This window comes from Mesorhizobium sp. LSHC420B00, assembly GCF_000503055.1.
Taxonomy (GTDB): Bacteria; Pseudomonadota; Alphaproteobacteria; order Rhizobiales; family Rhizobiaceae; genus Mesorhizobium.
Map to the genome: position 1 here is coordinate 463,321 of NZ_AYVY01000001.1, position 18,549 is coordinate 481,869.

Annotated in this window: 16 protein-coding genes and 2 pseudogenes; 14 read left to right on the plus strand and 4 right to left on the minus strand. The window is 61.7% G+C overall.

Annotation, left to right across the window (positions count from 1 at the left end):
• Window positions 1–126 precede the first annotated feature (126 nt).
• The gene (locus tag X760_RS74250) at window positions 127–1,338 is read left to right on the plus strand and encodes a YcaO-like family protein (protein ID WP_198030448.1); all 1,212 of its coding nucleotides are present in this window, start codon (window positions 127–129) and stop codon (window positions 1,336–1,338) included.
• Window positions 1,339–1,362: 24 nt separating this feature from the next.
• On the plus strand, window positions 1,363–3,405 hold the full coding sequence (locus tag X760_RS42945) for a BTAD domain-containing putative transcriptional regulator (protein WP_084642385.1): 2,043 nt from the start codon (window positions 1,363–1,365) through the stop codon (window positions 3,403–3,405).
• A gap of 22 nt (window positions 3,406–3,427) precedes the next feature.
• Here X760_RS42945 and X760_RS42950 read toward each other — a convergent pair whose 3' ends face one another.
• Window positions 3,428–3,895, minus strand: a complete 468-nt coding sequence (locus X760_RS42950) for a hypothetical protein (RefSeq protein WP_031193363.1) — start codon at window positions 3,893–3,895, stop codon at window positions 3,428–3,430.
• A 214-nt stretch (window positions 3,896–4,109) separates the two neighbouring features.
• On the opposite strand from X760_RS42950, the gene X760_RS42955 reads away from it, so the two are divergent.
• On the plus strand, window positions 4,110–5,777 hold the full coding sequence (locus tag X760_RS42955; RefSeq protein ID WP_156948000.1) for a hypothetical protein: 1,668 nt from the start codon (window positions 4,110–4,112) through the stop codon (window positions 5,775–5,777).
• 86 nt (window positions 5,778–5,863) lie between these two features.
• On the opposite strand, the gene X760_RS42960 is transcribed toward X760_RS42955, so the two are convergent.
• Entirely contained in the window at window positions 5,864–6,127 is a 264-nt protein-coding gene (locus tag X760_RS42960; protein ID WP_023716902.1) for a DUF1344 domain-containing protein, read from the minus strand.
• Window positions 6,128–6,403: 276 nt separating this feature from the next.
• On the opposite strand from X760_RS42960, the gene aroC reads away from it, so the two are divergent.
• Entirely contained in the window at window positions 6,404–7,486 is a 1,083-nt protein-coding gene (gene aroC, locus X760_RS42965; RefSeq protein ID WP_023716903.1) for a chorismate synthase, read from the plus strand.
• 98 nt (window positions 7,487–7,584) lie between these two features.
• On the plus strand, window positions 7,585–8,685 hold the full coding sequence (gene ribB, locus X760_RS42970) for a 3,4-dihydroxy-2-butanone-4-phosphate synthase (RefSeq protein ID WP_023716904.1): 1,101 nt from the start codon (window positions 7,585–7,587) through the stop codon (window positions 8,683–8,685).
• Window positions 8,686–8,744: 59 nt separating this feature from the next.
• Here the strand turns inward: ribB and X760_RS42975 are convergent.
• Window positions 8,745–9,979, minus strand: a pseudogene (locus X760_RS42975) (MFS transporter).
• Window positions 9,980–10,097: 118 nt separating this feature from the next.
• Here X760_RS42975 and X760_RS42980 point away from each other — a divergent pair.
• The 7 genes from X760_RS42980 (at window position 10,098) to X760_RS43010 (ending at window position 15,863) form a co-directional block, all read left to right on the plus strand.
• Window positions 10,098–10,751, plus strand: a complete 654-nt coding sequence (locus X760_RS42980) for a TetR/AcrR family transcriptional regulator (RefSeq protein ID WP_023716905.1) — start codon at window positions 10,098–10,100, stop codon at window positions 10,749–10,751.
• Between the two features lie 131 nt (window positions 10,752–10,882).
• On the plus strand, window positions 10,883–11,809 hold the full coding sequence (locus tag X760_RS42985) for a histone deacetylase family protein (protein ID WP_023716906.1): 927 nt from the start codon (window positions 10,883–10,885) through the stop codon (window positions 11,807–11,809).
• 3 nt (window positions 11,810–11,812) lie between these two features.
• Window positions 11,813–12,064 (plus strand): exodeoxyribonuclease VII small subunit, encoded by a 252-nt coding sequence (locus X760_RS42990; protein WP_023716907.1) that lies wholly within the window; start codon window positions 11,813–11,815, stop codon window positions 12,062–12,064.
• A 107-nt stretch (window positions 12,065–12,171) separates the two neighbouring features.
• On the plus strand, window positions 12,172–12,438 hold the full coding sequence (locus X760_RS42995) for a DUF2277 domain-containing protein (protein ID WP_023716908.1): 267 nt from the start codon (window positions 12,172–12,174) through the stop codon (window positions 12,436–12,438).
• A gap of 9 nt (window positions 12,439–12,447) precedes the next feature.
• Window positions 12,448–13,368: a pirin family protein gene (locus X760_RS43000; protein WP_023716909.1), complete on the plus strand. Its 921-nt coding sequence runs from the start codon at window positions 12,448–12,450 to the stop codon at window positions 13,366–13,368.
• 81 nt (window positions 13,369–13,449) lie between these two features.
• Window positions 13,450–15,363, plus strand: a complete 1,914-nt coding sequence (gene dxs, locus X760_RS43005) for a 1-deoxy-D-xylulose-5-phosphate synthase (protein ID WP_023716910.1) — start codon at window positions 13,450–13,452, stop codon at window positions 15,361–15,363.
• A gap of 206 nt (window positions 15,364–15,569) precedes the next feature.
• Entirely contained in the window at window positions 15,570–15,863 is a 294-nt protein-coding gene (locus X760_RS43010; protein WP_023716911.1) for a hypothetical protein, read from the plus strand.
• 3 nt (window positions 15,864–15,866) lie between these two features.
• Here X760_RS43010 and X760_RS43015 read toward each other — a convergent pair.
• Window positions 15,867–16,267 (minus strand): annotated as a pseudogene (locus tag X760_RS43015) (GFA family protein).
• A 174-nt stretch (window positions 16,268–16,441) separates the two neighbouring features.
• Here X760_RS43015 and X760_RS43020 point away from each other — a divergent pair.
• Together X760_RS43020 and X760_RS43025 are read left to right on the plus strand one after the other, a co-directional pair.
• On the plus strand, window positions 16,442–17,251 hold the full coding sequence (locus tag X760_RS43020; protein WP_023716912.1) for a TlyA family RNA methyltransferase: 810 nt from the start codon (window positions 16,442–16,444) through the stop codon (window positions 17,249–17,251).
• The gene (locus X760_RS43025) at window positions 17,248–18,489 is read left to right on the plus strand and encodes a class I SAM-dependent RNA methyltransferase (protein ID WP_023716913.1); all 1,242 of its coding nucleotides are present in this window, start codon (window positions 17,248–17,250) and stop codon (window positions 18,487–18,489) included. The genes X760_RS43020 and X760_RS43025 overlap by 4 nt, the downstream gene beginning before the upstream one ends.
• Window positions 18,490–18,549: the final 60 nt, after the last annotated feature.

The following is an 18,549-nucleotide window of genomic DNA, read 5'->3' on the forward strand; positions in this document are numbered from 1 at the left end:
CTGCACGCGCGAAGATGCCACATCGTCTGTCGAGGCAAGCAGCCGGTTATCCGGCGCCCGGTTGGCCGATATGGTTGGCAAGCCTGCAACGGGCATTCTGCTGGGGCGCTCAGCGATGGAGGGCACGTGGCCACGGTTGCTTCGGGTTCGCTTGAAACTCCACACGAGCTCGATCCGATATCACGAGAAAATCGGATAGCGATCGCGCGGTTGGCGACGAAGCTTCGTCTTATTACTCGACTGCCTCATCCGGACGCACCTGGTGCCGCGATATATGTGGCGCAAGCGCATCCCCATGAACACGGCGAGGAGTTCCGCGACTTTCAGCCTGTCGGAGTCGCGGGCTGCGATTGGCGTTCCGAGCGGGCATTCGAAGCCTGCATCGGCGAAGCAGCCGAATATCTTTCCCAGCTCGAGTACCCGGAGGACCGAAATCCTGGGGCCGAAACGGCCGGTCGGCGCATTGATGCCTTCGATCACTATCTTGCCGGCGTCACCGAAACCGGAGGCGAGCGCCTGTGGCTAGCCGGGCATCAGGTCGGCTCATCGGAACCGGTGGCTTTGCCGGGCGAACTTTGCGTCCGCCGCGCAAGCGGCAATGGTGTTTTGCCGTACAGGCTCGGTAACGGCGTCGCGGCGGGAAGAACCCTTATAGAGGCGGCAAACCGTGCAATATGGGAACTAGTCGAGCGCGATGCCGTCGCGAGATGGTGGCACGGCGACCAGGTGGCGCATGCGATTGGCGAAGATGTATTGCGGGATAGCGGACTCCCGGACCTGCTCTCCCGATACCGGTCGGGAAAGACGACCCGGACGTGTGGCTGGGTCGATATCCGCGCAGCTGTTGACATTCCGGTCATCGCTGCCTTTTCGTTTTCTCGTGACGGGAGCGATTTCGCTTGCGGTTTCGCAGCACGGCCAAACATGGCCGATGCTGTCCACGCCGCAACGAAAGAGATGGTGCAGATGGAAATCGGACATCATCTGGTACGAGCCAAGCAACAGGTGCACGGTTTCGAGAAGCTCAATCAGGATGACCTCGCCTATATTGCGCGAAGCCAGCGGGTCACCCCCGATCATCCAAAGCTTAAAGCTGCTCCCGTCGGCTCGAAGAGTTCGTCCTTAGAAGGCAGCGACGAATTACTCCTCCTCGACTATACGCGCCAGGCACTCCTCCGTGCTGACTGTACGGCCTTTATCGTGGACCTGACGCGCGATCGCATTGGCATTCCGGTCGCCCGCGCTCTTGCCACAGGCCTGCAGCAGATTCCCCCAGGCGACGTGTTGCAATTCGACTCCGTGGGTAGGTGCATCAACTTCAACATTCCGGTACTGTAAGGCGTTTGCTGTAATCAGAGTCCCATGGACCAATATAGCCGGGCAGCATCGCGGAGCAGTGAAACGCCAAGCTTCCGTATTGAGACGCTTGGCATCTTCCGTATGTCTCATGGCGCCGTGAATTGCACCTTCAAGAGCCGTAAGGCACAGGCGCTCTTTGCCTACCTCGCATTTTGCAAGAACATGATTGAAAGCCGGGAGCGCCTCGCCGGCCTTTTGTGGGGCGAAAACAGTGAGGAAGCCGCGCGCACCTCCCTGCGTCAGCTAATCAGTGGGATAAAGAAGGACACGAAGCAGTTTCCAATACAGATATTCGACTGCGATCGGAACAATGTTTGGTTGCAGCCGATCCATGTATCAAGCGACGCGGCGACCCACATCGCCGATCTCGAACAGAATATCGTGCCCGAAGTGATGATCACGCAGAAGCGGCTGTTCGGGGGCTTTCTCGTCAATTTGAGGGACATTGATCCCAGCTTCGATATGTGGCTCTCGGTCCAGCGCGAATATCTCCACGACAGGGCCGTTAAGCTCCTCCAGGACCAGGCCCGGCGCGAGCAGAACGATGCCAAGCGGGAGAGGTTCGCCACCGCCATCCACAATCTGGACCCGACGCATGAGGAAGCCTGCCGTATCCTCATGCAGTGCCGTGCCTCACGTGGCGACACGGCGGGAGCGCTTCGCATCTACAACGACCTGTGGGAATTGCTCGGCACCGACTATGACATGGAGCCGTCACCGCAAACCCAGGCGCTGGTTGCGGAGATAAAGACGGCGGAACCTCTTCCCGCGCCTCCCAGCCACGTCCCGCAACTCGCCCCCGCTGTTCCGGCAGCAGCGCAGCTGTTCGACGGTGTAGGAATCGCCGCTCAGGCGCGCGCTGAACCCCCACTGATCCTGGTTCATCCATTCTTGCACGAGGCGGTTCATGCCATCCGTATCAATGGCTTCCGCCACGAATTGATCGCAGCCATGACACGGTTCCGGGACTGGTCGGTGAGGGAGCATTCGGCCTCCGACGATGCTCTCCCGCCAAGCGGCCGCAAGGTCTATGACTTGCTTGCCACTGCAACCGGCGAGGACGGTGAATTGCACATCGCCGTGCTGCTGCGTCGCAGGTCTGACGGCCACTACATGTGGAGCGAGAACTCGGAGATCGAGATCGGCAACTGGCATCGCGCCAGACTGCAGATCGTCCGGCACCTGGCCGCAGCGCTCGATGTTCAGATCTCGGCAGAGCGTTTGAGCACGACGGCGGGCCTCGCCGATATGGATCTCGACATCTACGACCGCTGGCTACGTGGTAATGAGCTTCTTTCGCGGTGGCGTCCGGCCGACGAGAGCCGGTCCGAGGGGATATTCCGGTCGATCATACGGAATGCTCCCGATTTCGCGCCCGCTCATGCCAGTCTGGCGCAGATCCTCAACAGCAGACATCTCATCTTCCCCGGCCTCATGCGGGATAGAAAGCGGGAACAGGAGGCCCTCAAACTTGCAAACATGGCTTCCAAGCTCGCGCCGATGGATAGCCGGACCAAGCTCACTCTGGCCTGGTCCTATCTTATGAACGAAAAGTACGAGCAAGCGATCTATTGCTATGGGCTGACGCTCAAAATGAACGACAACGATCCTTGGACGCTGATCTCATGTGCGCAGGGCCTTGCCTATTGCGGCGAGAAGGCGCTCGCAGACGAGATCGCACAAAGGGCGCTGCGGGTAGGATATGGCGCCGAACCCGTTCATTGGGCCTACCACGCCTGTATTCGCTTTCTCTTCGGCAACAGCGAGGGCGCGGTGGAAGCAGCCGATCTTGCCGAGGATGCGACCTTCTTTGTCGGCGGCTTGAAAGCGGCGGCGCTGGCCGAGCTTGGCTTGAAAGAGGCGGCTCTTGAAGAGGCGGCAGCGTTCTTCCGCCGTACCGCGGACAACTGGCATGGCGACGGTCCTGCTTCGCCGAAAGCCACGCTCGAATGGTTCTGGCAATGCCTCCCGATCCGCCTGATGGCGGACCGGGAGAGGCTACATTCAGGAATTCTGGCGACCGGGTTGCTCGACCTGGCTGGTTAGCGTTCCACCCACCGTTTTTCGCTCACCGGCAGCCACGCATCGTATAGTCGGCAACCCGCGCATAGAAAAAGCGCAACTGAGTGATCACGCGCTTGTCCTCGTCGCGTCCGCCCGGCTCGAAATCCTTGTAAAGCGCCGGAAGCGGATAGACGTCGTCTTCAACATTAGCTTTGACGATCTGCTCCGACTCCGTTACCTGGCCCTTCGGTGGCAACCGCAGGAGAAACTCGTAGTTACCTTCGATATGGTCGTCGCCCCGTACCACCGTGAGCGTCTTGAAGACGTCCGGTATCGTCAGGAGGTCCTTAAACGCCTCCCGCAACTCATCGATGGTTGTGGGCCAAGAGTCTCTGTCTTGCTGCGCCCATTCGACCAACTTCTTCCCGACAGCCTCGTAATCCTTGAAGATGGCACCTGTCTCGTCGCCATGTCTACCGAACTGAATCGGCGGGTATTTTCGATCTGGTGAACCGATATCTGGTCCCGGCATGCTTCCCTCCTTTGGTAGCGTCTTCACGCACGGGCAGTAGACCGCTAACGTCAAATACCCGCAAGGGCGATTAACTCACATCGTCAGCGTGAAAGCTTCGTGAAAATTTCACGTGACACCGCCAGAAGACAAAATCGGCTTCACGTTTTAACATATCTCCTTTCCGCTAATCGGGGCTCAAGACGGTATTAAGCTTTTTGAGGGGATGGTCGGCATGAACGATATTGGTCGTCTGGGTTTTGCTTGGAGACGACTTTCTCGCCAACTGTGGTCAGTCCGGCTCGCGCCGGTTCGTGGAGTGCTGGTCGGGCTTGCGGTGTTGTTGTCTTCCGCAGGTGCGCCCGATGCCGGCGAAGGTAAGGCGCCGCTTCAAGACCATCCGGAGCGGCGTGGCTTGGGTGTCAAGTTGGCGGGAAAAAGCTCGACGAATACTGAAGCGACACCTGGGCGCGACGCTGGCGCCGCTCCCACCATCGAGTGGGGACGGTCGCTTTTCGTGCGAAAGGCGGCCCTTCTGAACAAAATTTCCTTCACCGCCGTGATGGACCAACTCGTGGCGTCGAGCGGGGGCAAGATCGCCGACCGAAACGAGCTGTTCCGGAACTGGTGGAAAACGGCTGCTGGCGACGAATGCGAAGAACTGCGGCCGAAGCAGCCGAATGGTGGCCCGCCGTTTTCCTACGACTGTTCGCGAGCCGAAGGGATGCTCAAGGACAAGGATCCCTACAAGGAGTTCGGCGTTGGCAAAACTCCATTCATCATCATTGCCGCCGTGAATCGGGTCGATCTGCTGCGTGATTCGCTTGGCGGCGATTGCGGCGAGTTTCGCATCATAGCGGGAAAGCATCCGGATTGGGAAAATCCGGCTGCTCCCGATCGAATCCACGGCGAGATGCTGATCGCCTTCGAGGCAGTCATGCCCAATGGGGGGAAGCCGGAGCGCTGCATGGCAATCCAGAAGTTCTGGCTATCCCTTTCGGAAAAGCGGTTCTCGGACGAGGAAGTCGCGATTTGGCTGCGCAGGTTTTTCCTGGAGGGAATAACGCTCGCGGAGGACGGCAGCGTTGTTGACGGCGATGCGGTCGGTCCGACGACGTTTCAGCTGCCTCCGGCCATGCATGTCGACCATCTCGGCGCGTCGGAATCAAGCACCGGTCAGATCCGGACGAACTCGAAGCTACATGGGGGACAATGGGGGCTCCGTGAGTACCGTTTCGACAAGCCTTCGATGCGCCTGCTTCCCACGCGTACAACAGGTTCCCCTGAGCCCACTCTTTTTTCCAAAAATTCCCCGGACCCCGAAGCAACGAACAAGCTCGTTGAGCTAGTGGCAAAGTCTATTCGCACCGATGGTTCTGCGCCTGGTCCTCTGCTTGATTCCAACATTAACAGCTTCCATTTGTTGCCAAGCCTGCCCGAGCACCTGCTCGCGGCGGAAATGAACGCTGAAGATCGTTCACTCGGCGACTACGCGAAAATACTCGACGCTGAAGGACATCCCGACCTCATTGGTGAGATCGAAGGTGGTGCTACGAGAACTCTGACAGCGGAACAAATCCGAAAGCGGATTCAGTCCCTCTCCTGCGCGGGTTGCCATCAGTTTTCCAGAACGGGCAACGGCGGCTTCACCGACGACTTCAAACGCGAGGTCTGTTGGCAAATTTCCTTCGAGAACAAACACGTCACCACCGAATCAACGGATGGTGAGTACGAAATATCGGATGCTTTGAAGTTCGTCTTTCTACCGCATCGGGAATTTGTAATGCGGAAGTACCTGGCGGGAAAATATATAAAAGGAGTGTACTGGCCGGGAAACGATCCGAAGAAGGAAGACATGAGCAACGATGCGCAAGCAGCCTCGATTGGTCTGCCCCACTGCTAGAAAACCATCTGCTATCACGCGGAATGAATCCCGTTGGATATCTGTGCGGCTCCCCACGCATCGCGTAAGAAGCTTCGCAAAAGACTCTACTCGGTCGATCCGGTGTCCGGCAGTTCCATGTCGGTGACGACGTTCTCGCCATTCGTCACGTCATACGCGAGGACGATGTCCATGCCCGGTTTCAGCGCATCGAGATCGGTTTCGGCGTTCAGCTTGTAGGACTTGCCGTCGTCCAGCGTCAGCGTCAGCGCGTCCTTGTCGACCTTCTTGATCAGGCCTTCGGTCTGGCCGGCGAAGGCGGCGGTGGAAATCAACAGCGTGGCGGCAACAGCGCCAATCAGGATACGCATCATCGTCCTCTTTAATCATTGCCGGTACAGCGGCTCGGTCCAACGGAACGGAACTGAGCAGAAACCAATCGAATGTGTCAAAACTAAATCCGCCGGATCACAGTTTGACCACTGTGGAAAACGCCAATAAAAGGCAAGCTGCAGCGCCGCGTCCTCCTGGGCGCGCAACGAACGCTGTAGCACTTTTGATTTTTTTGCGCATGATCCTTTCCGAAAATCGCGCCGATTTTCGAGGTCATGCGCTAGGCCGGCTCCGACGCCGGCAGGGCTGGTTCCATGTCGCACAACACGTTCGGCCATCTCTTCCGCGTCACCACCTGGGGCGAAAGCCACGGGCCGGCGCTGGGCTGTGTCGTCGATGGCTGTCCGCCCGGCATCCGCTTCACTCGCGACGAGATCCAGGCCGAACTTGACAAGCGTCGCCCCGGCCAGTCACGTTTTGTGACCCAGCGTCGCGAACCTGACGAGGTCAAGGTCCTGTCCGGCTTTATTGTCGATGAGGACGGGGAGACGATGATCACCACCGGCACGCCGGTGTCGATGCTGATCGAGAATGTCGACCAGCGCTCCAAGGACTATGGCGACATCGCCCGCCAGTTCCGGCCGGGCCATGCCGACTACACTTACGAGGTCAAATACGGCCTGCGCGATTACCGCGGCGGCGGTCGCTCCTCGGCGCGTGAGACTGCGGCGCGAGTGGCGGCCGGGGCGCTTGCCCGCAAAATCGTGCCAGGCATGGTGGTGCGCGGCGCGCTAGTGTCGATGGGCGAAAGATCGATCGATCGCGCCAACTGGAACTGGAATTTCGTCGGTGACGCCGAAAACCCGTTCTTCACTCCCGATCCGGCGTCGGTCGCCGTCTTCACCAAATATCTGGACGGTATCCGCAAGGCGGGCTCCTCGGTCGGTGCGGTCATCGAGATCGTCGCCGACGGCGTGCCGGCGGGGCTTGGCGCGCCGATCTATGCCAAGCTCGACCAGGACATCGCCTCCGGCCTGATGTCNGGCAACGGTTTCGAGGCCGCCCGCATCACCGGCGAGGAGAATGCCGACGAGATGCGCATGGGCAATGACGGCAAACCGGTCTTCCTGTCCAACAATGCCGGTGGCATCCTCGGTGGCATCTCGACCGGCCAGGCGATCGTCGCGCGTTTCGCCGTCAAGCCGACCTCGTCGATCCTGACGCCGCGAAAGTCGATCGACAAGGACGGCAACGACGTCGAGATCATGACCAAGGGCCGGCACGATCCATGCGTCGGCATCCGCGCCGTGCCGATCGGCGAGGCGATGGTTGCCTGCGCCATTGCCGATCATTATCTGCGGCATCGGGGACAGACAGGGAGGGGAGTAGGGGAGTAGGGGAGTATGTTGGTGCACGCCAAGCAGCCAATTTTTTCCTTTTCCCTACTGCCGTACTGCCCTATTCCCCTACTCCCCTGCGAGTGAAACGAGCGCTTATGCCTTACGACCAGAAGAAGATCGTTGAAGCCCTGCGCGCCTTCGAGCGCGGCGAGATCGTCGTCGTCATGGACGATGACGGGCGCGAGAACGAGGGCGACCTGATCGTCGCCGCCGTCCATTGCACGCCGGAAAAGATGGCGTTCATCGTCCGCAACACGTCAGGCATCGTCTGCACGCCGATGCCGCGCGAGGAAGCCAAGCGGCTCAACCTGTCGCCGATGGTGGCCGACAATGATTCTGCCCACACCACTGCCTTTACCGTCAGCGTCGACTTCAAGCACGGCACCACGACTGGCATTTCGGCGGACGACCGCACGCTGACGGTGCGCAATCTCGCCAATGGCAATGTCGGCGCGTCCGATTTCGTGCGCCCCGGCCACATCTTTCCGCTGATCGCGCGCGAGGGCGGCGTACTGATGCGTTCGGGCCATACCGAAGCCGCTGTCGACCTTTGCAAGCTCGCCGGCCTGCCGCCGGTCGGCGTCATTTCCGAGCTGGTCAACGATGACGGCACCGTGATGCGCGGCCCGCAGGTGCAGGCCTTCGCCGAAAAGCACGGGTTGAAGCAGATCTCGGTTGCCGACCTCATCGCCTACCGGCAACGCAAGGAAACGCTGGTCGAACGCGTCGCCTGTTCCGACATCGAGACGCCCGGCGGCAAGGCGCAGGTCTTTACCTATACGCTGCCCTGGGATTCCATGCATCACGTGGCGGTCGTCTTCGGCGATATCCGCGACGGCGTCGAGGTGCCGGTGCGCCTTCATTCCGAGGACGTGGTGAGTGACGTCTTCGGCACCAGCCACAGGCTGGACGCCATCATGAAGGCGATGGGTGAGCGCAAGCGCGGCGTCATCGTCTATCTGCGCGAAGGGTCGGTCGGCGTCGCCCATCAGGAGCGCAAGCGGCCGGCTGCCGGCGACCGCGAGGACCATGAAGAGGCGCGCCGGCGCGAGAACGAATGGCGCGAGATCGGCCTCGGCGCGCAAATCCTCAAGGATCTCGGCATTTCCTCGATCAATCTGATCGCCTCGCGCGAGCGCCATTATGTCGGCCTCGAAGGTTTTGGCATCCACATCGCCAAGACCGAGATTCTTTAGACCGTTCTCACGATGCTGGTATGCGTCCGGCCCCCGCCTCGGGCCGGACGCACCGGAAGCTATTCCGCAGCGACCGCAGCAGCGTCGCAGGCTGCAATGTCGCAATCTGGCGCGGCAAGGCTGCGCTGGCCGGCAAGCACGATGACCAATGCGATTGTGCCCGACGCCACCGATACCCAGAATCCGTTCTGCGCGCCGAAAGCGTCCACCACCCAGCCGGCGGCGAATGAGCCGAGCGCCATGCCGATGCCAATGCCGGTCATCACCCAGGTCACGCCTTCGGTCAGCACCGCCTCGGGCACGCGCCGCTCGATCAGACCGAATGCCGTGATGAAGGTCGGCGAGATCGCCACGCCGCTGACGAAGACGGCCAGTGCCAGCAGCGGCACGGTGTCGGCGACGAGCAGCGGCAGCGTGGTAAGCGCAATGATGGCGATTGCGATGGCAAGTTGAATTTGCAGCGGCACTTTCAGGTTCAGGGCGCCGATAATGATGCCGACGACGAACGATCCGAGCGCGTAGACGCCGATAACGAAGCTGGCGGCGCCCGGCTGGCCAAGCTCCTTGGTGATCGCCACCGTGCTCACCTCAGTGGTTGCAAAGGTCGCGCCAATGAAGATCAGGGCCAAGGTGAGGATCTGGACAGGCCGCAGGCGGATTGCCGAACCGCCCGAACCATGTTCCACCGGTCTGGCTCGCGGTTCGGTCGAACGCTGCAGGATGAAAGCCGTCGAACCGAGGGCGAGGAACAATGTGCTCGCGAGCACTCCCGCTTCCGGGAAAAGCGCGACGCTCAGCCCCACCGACAGCGATGCCCCGGCGATGTAGACCAGTTCGTCCGCCGCCGATTCAAAGGCGAACGCGGTGTTCAGCTCGGGACGGTTGCGGAAGATCTCAGTCCAGCGCGCGCGCACCATTGCCGGGATGCTGGGCATGACAGCAGCCAGCAGCGACGACACGAACAGCGTCCATATCGGCCAATGCTGATTGGCCGCCGCAATCAGGATCGCGAAAGCGAGCGTGGAAATCACGGTGGTCGGCACCACAATCCGCGTCTGGCCGAGGCGNGGCCGAGGCGATCCACCAGTCGCGATACCTGTGGCGCGACGAAAGCGTTGGCAAGCGCATATGTCGCGGAGACAGCGCCGGCCAGCCAGTATTCGCCATCAGTCTGTGACAGCATCGCAACGATCCCGATCGGAGCCATGGCCATCGGCAGCCGGGCAACGAACCCGGCTGCGGCGAAGCCTATGGCGCCAGGCGCGCGAAAGATCTGGGTATAGGGATTTTGCATGGTCTGGCTCCTCGACAACGAACGGTTCGACGATTACATACGTAACGTATGAGTTTAAATAGATCATACGCCGCGTATGTCAATTGGCGTACGAAGCGTATGTTAATAGGGCCAGAGCATGCACAGACCACGCAAGGAGATGATTGCCGAGACCCGCGCCAAGCTGATTGCCGCGGCACGCCAGGCCTTCGGGACGCTCGGCTATGCCGAAGCCTCGATGGATGATTTCACGGCATCGGCCGGGCTGACGCGCGGTGCGCTCTATCATCACTTCGGCGACAAGAAGGGCCTTCTCCAGGCGGTCATCGCCGAGATCGACGCCGAAATGTCGGCCCGGCTGAAGGTCGTTTCGGCCAAGCCGGACAATCTCTGGCAGGGCTTTGTCGACGAATGCACCGCCTATATTGAGATGGCGCTGGAGCCGGAGATCCAGCGTATTGTGCTTCGCGACGGCCCGGCGGTGCTCGGCGATCCATCGCAATGGCCAAGCCAGAGCACATGCATCCGCTCGATGACGGAGAGCCTGCAAAGACTGAGCGACGAGGGGACCATTCTTGCCGTCGATCCCGAAGCCGCGGCAAGGCTGGTCAGCGGCGCCTCGTTGCATGCGGCGCAGTGGATCGCAAATTCGAACGATCCCGAAGCGACGTCGAAGAAGGCAGTGAAGGCGTTCAAGGTTCTTCTGGAAGGGCTGCTCAATCTCACCGGCAGGCTGCACCAGCCTGATCGACTATCGTCGATGCACCCCGAGATTGACCAGTCACCGGCCTGAGGTTGTTCTTTCCAGCAATCTGGCGGCTCGCGCTGGAACCAGCCGGCCCCGCCCGCTTAAACCCTGTTGAACATCACACCAGCGAGACGCTAAAACATGGCCAAAGCGTCGAGGCGCGCCTATATCGGGGCATGGTCACGAGACTTTACACCCATCCGATTTTCCTCGAACACATAACCCCGCCCGGTCACCCGGAGCGGCCGGACCGTTTGCGCGCCATAGAGCGTGTGCTTGACGACGAGGCCTTCGCGGCGCTCGATCGCGTCCAGGCGCCGGAAGGCGACGAGGCAACCATCCTTTACGCGCATCCGCCCGAATTCGTCGAACGTGTCCGCACAGCGATACCGGACACCGGCATCGCCCGTATCGACGCCGATACCACCGCCAGCCCAAAGAGCTGGCAGGCGGCCGTGACTGCGATCGGGGCTGCCAACGCTGCTGTTGACGACGTCTTCACCGGCCGTGCCGACAATGTCTTCGTCGCCGCACGGCCGCCTGGCCATCATGCCGAAAAGACCACCTCCATGGGTTTTTGCCTGTTCAACACCGCGGCGATCGCCGCACGCTACGCGCAGAAGAACCATGGCGCCGACCGCGTTGCCGTCGTCGACTGGGATGTGCATCATGGCAACGGCACGCAGGACATCTTCTGGGACGATCCGTCGGTGCTCTATTGCTCGACGCACCAGATGCCGCTTTACCCCGGCACCGGGGCCGTGAGCGAAACCGGCGCCGGCAACATCGTCAACGCGCCGCTGGCGCCGCAGAGCGGCAGCGATGTTTTCCGCGACGCCTTTCTGTCGCGCATCCTGCCGGCGCTCGACAATTTTGCGCCCGATCTTATCATCATCTCCGCCGGTTTCGACGCCCACCACCGCGATCCGCTGGCCGAGATCAACCTGACCGAGGATGATTTCGACTGGGCGACCGGTCAGTTGCTCGAACGCGCCGGGCGCCTTAGCGGCAATCGGGTCGTCAGCCTGCTCGAGGGCGGCTACGATCTGCAGGGATTGGCATTTTCAGTCGCCGCCCATGTCGGGCGACTGATGAAGGGATAGACGATGGCTGGTGAGATCAACGAGGACGTCAAGGCGATGAGCTTCGAGCAGGCGCTCGACGCGCTAGAGAGGATCGTCGACGATCTGGAGCGCGGCGACGTGCCGCTCGACCAGTCGATCCGCATCTACGAGCGCGGCGAGGCGCTGAAGGCGCATTGCGACCGGCTGTTGAAGGCGGCCGAGGACAAGGTCGAGAAAATCAGGCTGTCGCGTGACGGCAAGCCGGTGGGGACAGAGCCGTTGGACGCGGATTGAGGCGGCCTCGAACGACGATTGTGCTTGCCGGCTTTGGACATCACCATGATTGAGGATAAAACTCATCCCGTTTGAAACGGCTCCAGGACGAGAGGAGATTGCGAACGATGTGCAGAAACATCAAAACCCTGTTCAATTTCGATCCGCCGGCAACCAATGACGAGGTCCGCGATGCCGCACTTCAGTTTGTCCGCAAGCTGAGCGGAACGACGCGACCGTCAAAACAGAACCAGCATGCGTTCGACCATGCCGTCGAGGCCATTGCCGCCTCGGCGCGCGAATTGCTCGACAGCCTCGAGACGACGCAGCATCCGCGCAATCGCGAAGAGGTGGCGGCCAAGGCGAAGGCCAAATCTGCACTTCGCTTCGCCTGAGGGGACCGCGTGAGCTTCTTTCCCGGAAACGATCCGCAGATGGGCGATGCCTTCGCCAGCGATCAGATCGAGCTGATGGTCATTCCGAACGCCAAGGATATTGGCGGATTTCAGGTTCGCCGCGCCTTGCCGACGGCCAGGCGCCGGCTGGTCGGACCTTTCATCTTCTTCGATCGTATGGGTCCGGCAGTTCTTCGGGCCGGCCAGGCGCTCGACGTCCGTCCGCATCCGCATATCGGACTGTCGACGGTGACTTACCTGTTCGACGGCAAGATCAGGCACCGTGATTCGCTCGGCACCGAGATGGTGATCCAGCCCGGCGACGTGAATCTGATGACCGCCGGCCGCGGCATCGTCCATTCGGAGCGCACGCCAGAAGAACTGCGCGGCGCGCCGATGTCGGTTTCCGGCCTGCAGACATGGTTGGCGCTGCCGGACGGCAAGGAGGAGGTCGCGCCGATCTTCGAAAACACCGCGGCGCTGCGCCTGCCCGAAATCGATGCCGAGGGGGTCAGCGGCCATATCGTCATCGGTGCGTTTTCCGGAATGCGCTCCCCGGTCGCGACCGCTTCGGACACACTGTACGCCGATCTCAGGCTGGCGCCGGGTGCCAGCGTGAAGATCCCGGCCGATGCCGAGGAGCGCGCCATCTATACGCTGGAAGGCGAGGTTTCGATATCCGGTGACCGCTTCCCGGCCGAGCGGCTGCTGGTTTTCCGGCCCGGCGATGAGATCGTTGTTTTATCGGAGAGCGGCGCCCATTTCATGCTGTTTGGCGGCGCTTCGCTCGGTTCGAAACGTTATATCTGGTGGAATTTCGTATCGTCCTCAAAGGAACGCATCGAACAGGCGAAAGAAGAATGGAAGACGGGCCGCTTCGATATCATTCCCGGAGACGAGCAAGAGTTCATCCCGCTGCCCGAAAGCTGATGCGCGTTACCGCCACATTTACATTCGCCGGCCAGCGGCATATTTCACGATGAACAGAAAATCTGACCAGGCTCGCAAACAGTGAACGCAAAGCCCGATACGCCGCTTCTCGACAAGGTCCGCGTCCCAGCCGATTTGCGCACGCTTGCCGAAGGCGACCTGCCGCAGCTGGCTTCCGAGCTTCGCGCCGAACTGATCGACGTCGTCTCCCACACCGGCGGGCATCTCGGCGCCGGCCTTGGCGTGGTCGAGTTGACCGTCGCGCTGCACTACGTCTTCAACACGCCGGACGATCGGCTGATCTGGGACGTCGGCCACCAGGCCTATCCGCACAAGATCCTGACCGGCCGCCGCGACCGCATCCGCACGCTGCGGCAGGAGGGGGGGCTGTCCGGTTTCACCCGTCGCGTCGAGAGCGAATACGATCCGTTCGGCGCAGCCCACTCCTCGACCTCGATTTCAGCCGGCCTCGGCATGGCGATGGCGCGCGATCTGTCCGATGGCCGCAACAATGTCATTGCCGTCATCGGCGACGGCGCCATGTCGGCCGGCATGGCTTATGAGGCGATGAACAATGCCGGCGCACTCGATGCCCGGCTAATCGTCATCTTGAACGACAACGATATGTCGATCGCTCCACCGACCGGCGCAATGAGCGCCTATCTGGCCCGTCTGGCGTCTGGCAAGACCTATCTGGGGTTGCGCGATTTCGGCAAGAAGCTGACGTCCTATCTCGGCGAGCGCGCCGATCGCGCCATCAAGCGGGCGGTCGAGCACGCGCGCGGCTACGTCACCGGCGGCACGCTGTTCGAGGAAATGGGTTTCTACCACATCGGCCCAATCGACGGCCACAACCTCGAGCACCTGATCCCGGTGCTGAAGAACGTCCGCGACAATGCCGACGGCCCGGTGCTGATCCACGTCGTGACCCAGAAGGGCAAGGGCTACGCCCCGGCCGAGGCGGCCGCCGACAAATATCACGGCGTCAACAAATTCGACGTCATTACCGGCGCCCAGGCCAAGGCGCCCGCCAACGCGCCGAGCTACACCAAGGTGTTTGCCGACAGTCTGATCCAGGAGGCCCGAGAGGACGACCGCATCGTCGCCATCACCGCCGCCATGCCGAACGGCACCGGGCTTGACCTCTTCGGCGAAGCGTTTCCGGCGAGGACCTTCGACGTCGGCATTGCCGAGCAGCATGCGGTGACCTTCGCCGCCGGCCTTGCCACGGAAGGCTTCAAGCCTTTTGCGGCGATCTACTCGACCTTCCTGCAGCGCGCCTACGACCAGGTCGTCCACGACGTGGCGATCCAGAAATTGCCGGTGCGCTTTCCGATCGACCGCGCCGGCTTCGTCGGCGCCGATGGTGCCACCCATTGCGGCGCTTTCGACACCACCTTCCTGGCGACGCTGCCCGGTTTCGTCGTCATGGCGGCGGCCGATGAGGCCGAGCTGCGCCACATGGTACGCACCGCTGCAAGCTACGATGACGGCCCGATCGCCTTCCGCTATCCGCGCGGCAACGGCGTTGGCGTCGAGATGCCGCAGCGCGGCTCGGTATTGGAGATCGGCAAGGGCCGGATCGTCAGGGAAGGCACCAAGGTTGCGCTGCTTTCCTTCGGCACCAGGCTGCAGGATTGCCTGGCCGCGGCCGAGGAGCTTGGCGCGGCGGGGCTTTCGACCACGGTCGCCGATGCCCGTTTTGCCAAGCCGCTCGACGAGGATCTGATCCGGCGGCTGGCCCGTTCGCACGAGATACTGGTGACGGTGGAAGAGGGCGCGGTCGGCGGCTTCGCCAGCCATGTGCTGCAGTTCCTGGCCCACGAAGGGCTGCTGGAGAGCGGCCTGAAGGTGCGCCCGCTGGTGCTGCCCGACACTTTCGTCGACCATGCCAAGCCGGAAAAGATGTATGCCGATGCCGGGCTGGACAGCGCCGGCATCGTGCGCACAGTGTTCGTGGCGTTGGGGCATACCGCGCAGGCCCAGCGCGCCTAGTTGTTTCCGCGTTTCTGCAACGCCAAAAGATTCTGCTTGGCTGCAAATGCCAGTCTGAATCAAAATCTCAACTGCTTGAATCAAATTACCGGCGAACAGTCGTAAGATACTGTTTACGCTGCCATTTGGCGATTTGCTTACCGTGTCCTTTGGCCGTTTTTCAACGCCGCCCTGCTAGAAAGCGACCGGCAGGGGAAAGAAGACCAATGAGATCGCTTTTGGGCGGCATCGCGCTAACGGCCATCTTCGCCGCGTCGGCCGTGGCCGAAACGCGCTACGACCGCAAACTCGAAGAGGCGGTGATGGGCATCGTCGCCGGCAAGATCGGCCAAATCCGTGGCGGCTTCTCCTACAAGGAGGCGCCGCAATTCGTCGTCGTGCCAGATACCTTGCCGAAGGCGTCCATTTCCGTTGACCGGCCGCGCCCGCAGGTGTCCGGCGACAGCAGCGACGGTCTGACGCCGGCCGTTGAACGGCGGGTTTCGCGGACCATATTCTAGAAACTAGAACCACATATCCCGCACACAGCGACCATCCCTCGGCAATCCTCGAATGTGTCGAGACCGTCGAAATGATCGATCGGGAGGTCGGCGACAGCCTCCGGCGGCGCAAGCCTCATATTGACGGCGATGCGGTGGCGACCGGCGGTATCGGCACGCAATCCGCGCCAGGCCAGGACGCAAGCGCACGTTGGACAGAAGAGAATCTCAAGCGAAGGGTGAGCCCTTCCAACGCGCGTATAGGCACTCACGGGCCCCGCAAGGCGGATGCGTTCGTCGACATAGTCATACGCCCAGAGCGTGCCGTAGCGACGGCAAAGCGTACAGTTGCAGGCAGTGATCGAACCGGGATCGCCCTCCAGGGTCCAGTGGGCTGCGCCGCAGTGGCAGGTTCCCGTCAGCATGTTCCTCCTCCACGTTTCGACGGCTAAACGGCATCTCTTCTTAGCATTGCGTCGGGTGTCGTGCGAGGTTCGACAAACAGCGGAGCGGCTGATGAGTTCACCCGCTTTTCCAACTATGCCTTGTCTCATCGCCAATATCCTTGCCATCATCGTTGGCATTCGCCATGAAGGCCGATGACTTCCCTTCCGCCAGCCAGCATTCGCCAGCGGCTCGACGAATTACTCGTCCAGCGCGGCCTGTTTGCCAGCCGCTCGCGTGCTCGCGATGCGGTGGCGCGCGGCACCGTGACGGTCGACGGCATCGTCGCCCACAAGCCGGGCCAGGCCGTTCTGCCTGAGTGCAACATCGTCGTTGACGATCCGGCGCAAGGTTACGTCTCGCGCGCCGCACTGAAGCTGAAGGCTGGTCTCGACCATTTCGGCCTCAACCCCACCGGTAGCGAAGCGCTCGATGTCGGCGCCTCGACCGGCGGCTTCACGCAGGTACTTCTCGAACGCGGCGCGGCGCATGTCACGGCGATCGATGTCGGGCACGGCCAGATCCACTCCGACATTGCCGGCGATCCGCGCGTGACGGTGATTGAAGGCCTGAATGCGCGCGAACTGTCGGCCGCCGATCTCGGCGGCCGTGTGCCGGATTTCATCGTCTCGGATGTCAGCTTCATATCGCTGAAACTGGCGCTGCCGCCGGCGCTTGCCTTGGCCAGGAACGGCGCAAAAGCCGTGTTTCTGGTCAAGCCGCAATTCGAGGCCGGCCGCGAGGCGATCGGCAAGGGCGGCCTGCTGAAGGACCCCTATGATGCGGCGCGCATTGCCGGCCTGATGCAGGACTGGCTCGATGCCATTCCCGGCTGGCGCTCGTTGGGACTTCATCTGTCGCCGATAGAGGGCGGCGACGGCAACCGCGAGTTCCTGCTCGGCGGCATCAAGGCCGTCGCGACCAAGCCTGCCAAGATCGGGCGGGCCGGGATTGAGAAGCGATGACCACGCGTTTCACAATCGCAAAATTGGGCTCGCAGGGCGACGGCATCGCCGAGACCGAGACCGGCGAGGTTTTCATTCCGTTTACGCTGCCGGGAGAGGTCGTCACCGCCGGGCGGGAGAAAGATCGCGCTACCTTGATGTCGGTGCTTGAGGCCTCGCCGCTGCGAGTCGATCCGCCGTGCCGCCATTTCGGCGAATGCGGCGGCTGCGCCGTCCAGCATCTCGAGACTGAAGCCTATCACCAATGGAAGCGCGAAAGGGTCGTGCATGCGCTGAAGAGCAAGGGCATCGCCTGCGATGTCGGCCCGCTGGTGCCGTGCGCGCCGCACACGCGCCGCCGCGTCGTCTTCACTGCCCGGCGGAGCGAGGCGGGAATGCAGTTCGGCTTCGTTCGCGCGCTGTCGTCCGAAATCATCTCCATCGAGGAATGCCCGATCTCGCTGCCGCAGATCGTCGCTGCGCTCGACCGTTTGAGGATGCTTGCCGGACTGATCTGCACCACGACCAAATCGTTCCACATGGCGGTGACGGTGACCGGTTCCGGCCTCGATGTCGCGGTTCACGATTCCGGTAAGCTCGGCGAGAACCAGCGCCGCGTCGCCTCGAACTTTGTCATTGCCGAGAGGCTAGCCAGGCTGTCGGTCGACGGCGAGATCATTATCGAACCAAAGAAACCGGTCGTCCTGTTTGGTGGCGTCGCTGTCGCAGTGCCGCCGGGCGCTTTCCTGCAGGCGACCGAGGCCGCCGAAGAAGCGATGGCCGACATTGTCGGCCAGCATCTCGCGCGCGCCAAAAAGGTCGCCGATCTCTTCGCCGGCTGCGGAAGCTTCGCACTGCGTCTGGCCTCAAGATCGGAGGTTCATGCGGTGGAAGGCGATGCGGCAGCACTCTCGGCGCTTGACCGGGCCTTCCGTTTCGCCAGCGGCCTGAAGCGGGTGACCGGCGAACGTCGCGACCTGTTCCGGCGGCCGCTCACATTCAAGGAGTTGAATGCCTTTGACGGCGTAGTCTTCGACCCGCCCCGCGCCGGCGCCGAGGACCAGTCGAAGCAGATCGCGCGCTCCGACGTGCCGCTCGTCGCCGCGGTGTCCTGCAATCCGGTGACGCTGGCGCGGGATCTTCGCATCCTCCTCGATGGCGGTTACGCCTTGAAGAGCGTAATCCCGATCGACCAGTTCCTGTGGTCGCCGCATGTCGAGGCCGTCGCGCTGTTGGAGAAGCCGAGACGAAGGCGCTAGCAGCTAGGGCTTGAAATGCGCACCAAAAAAGCACATTTTGAGTGTACGTCGTTCAAACTG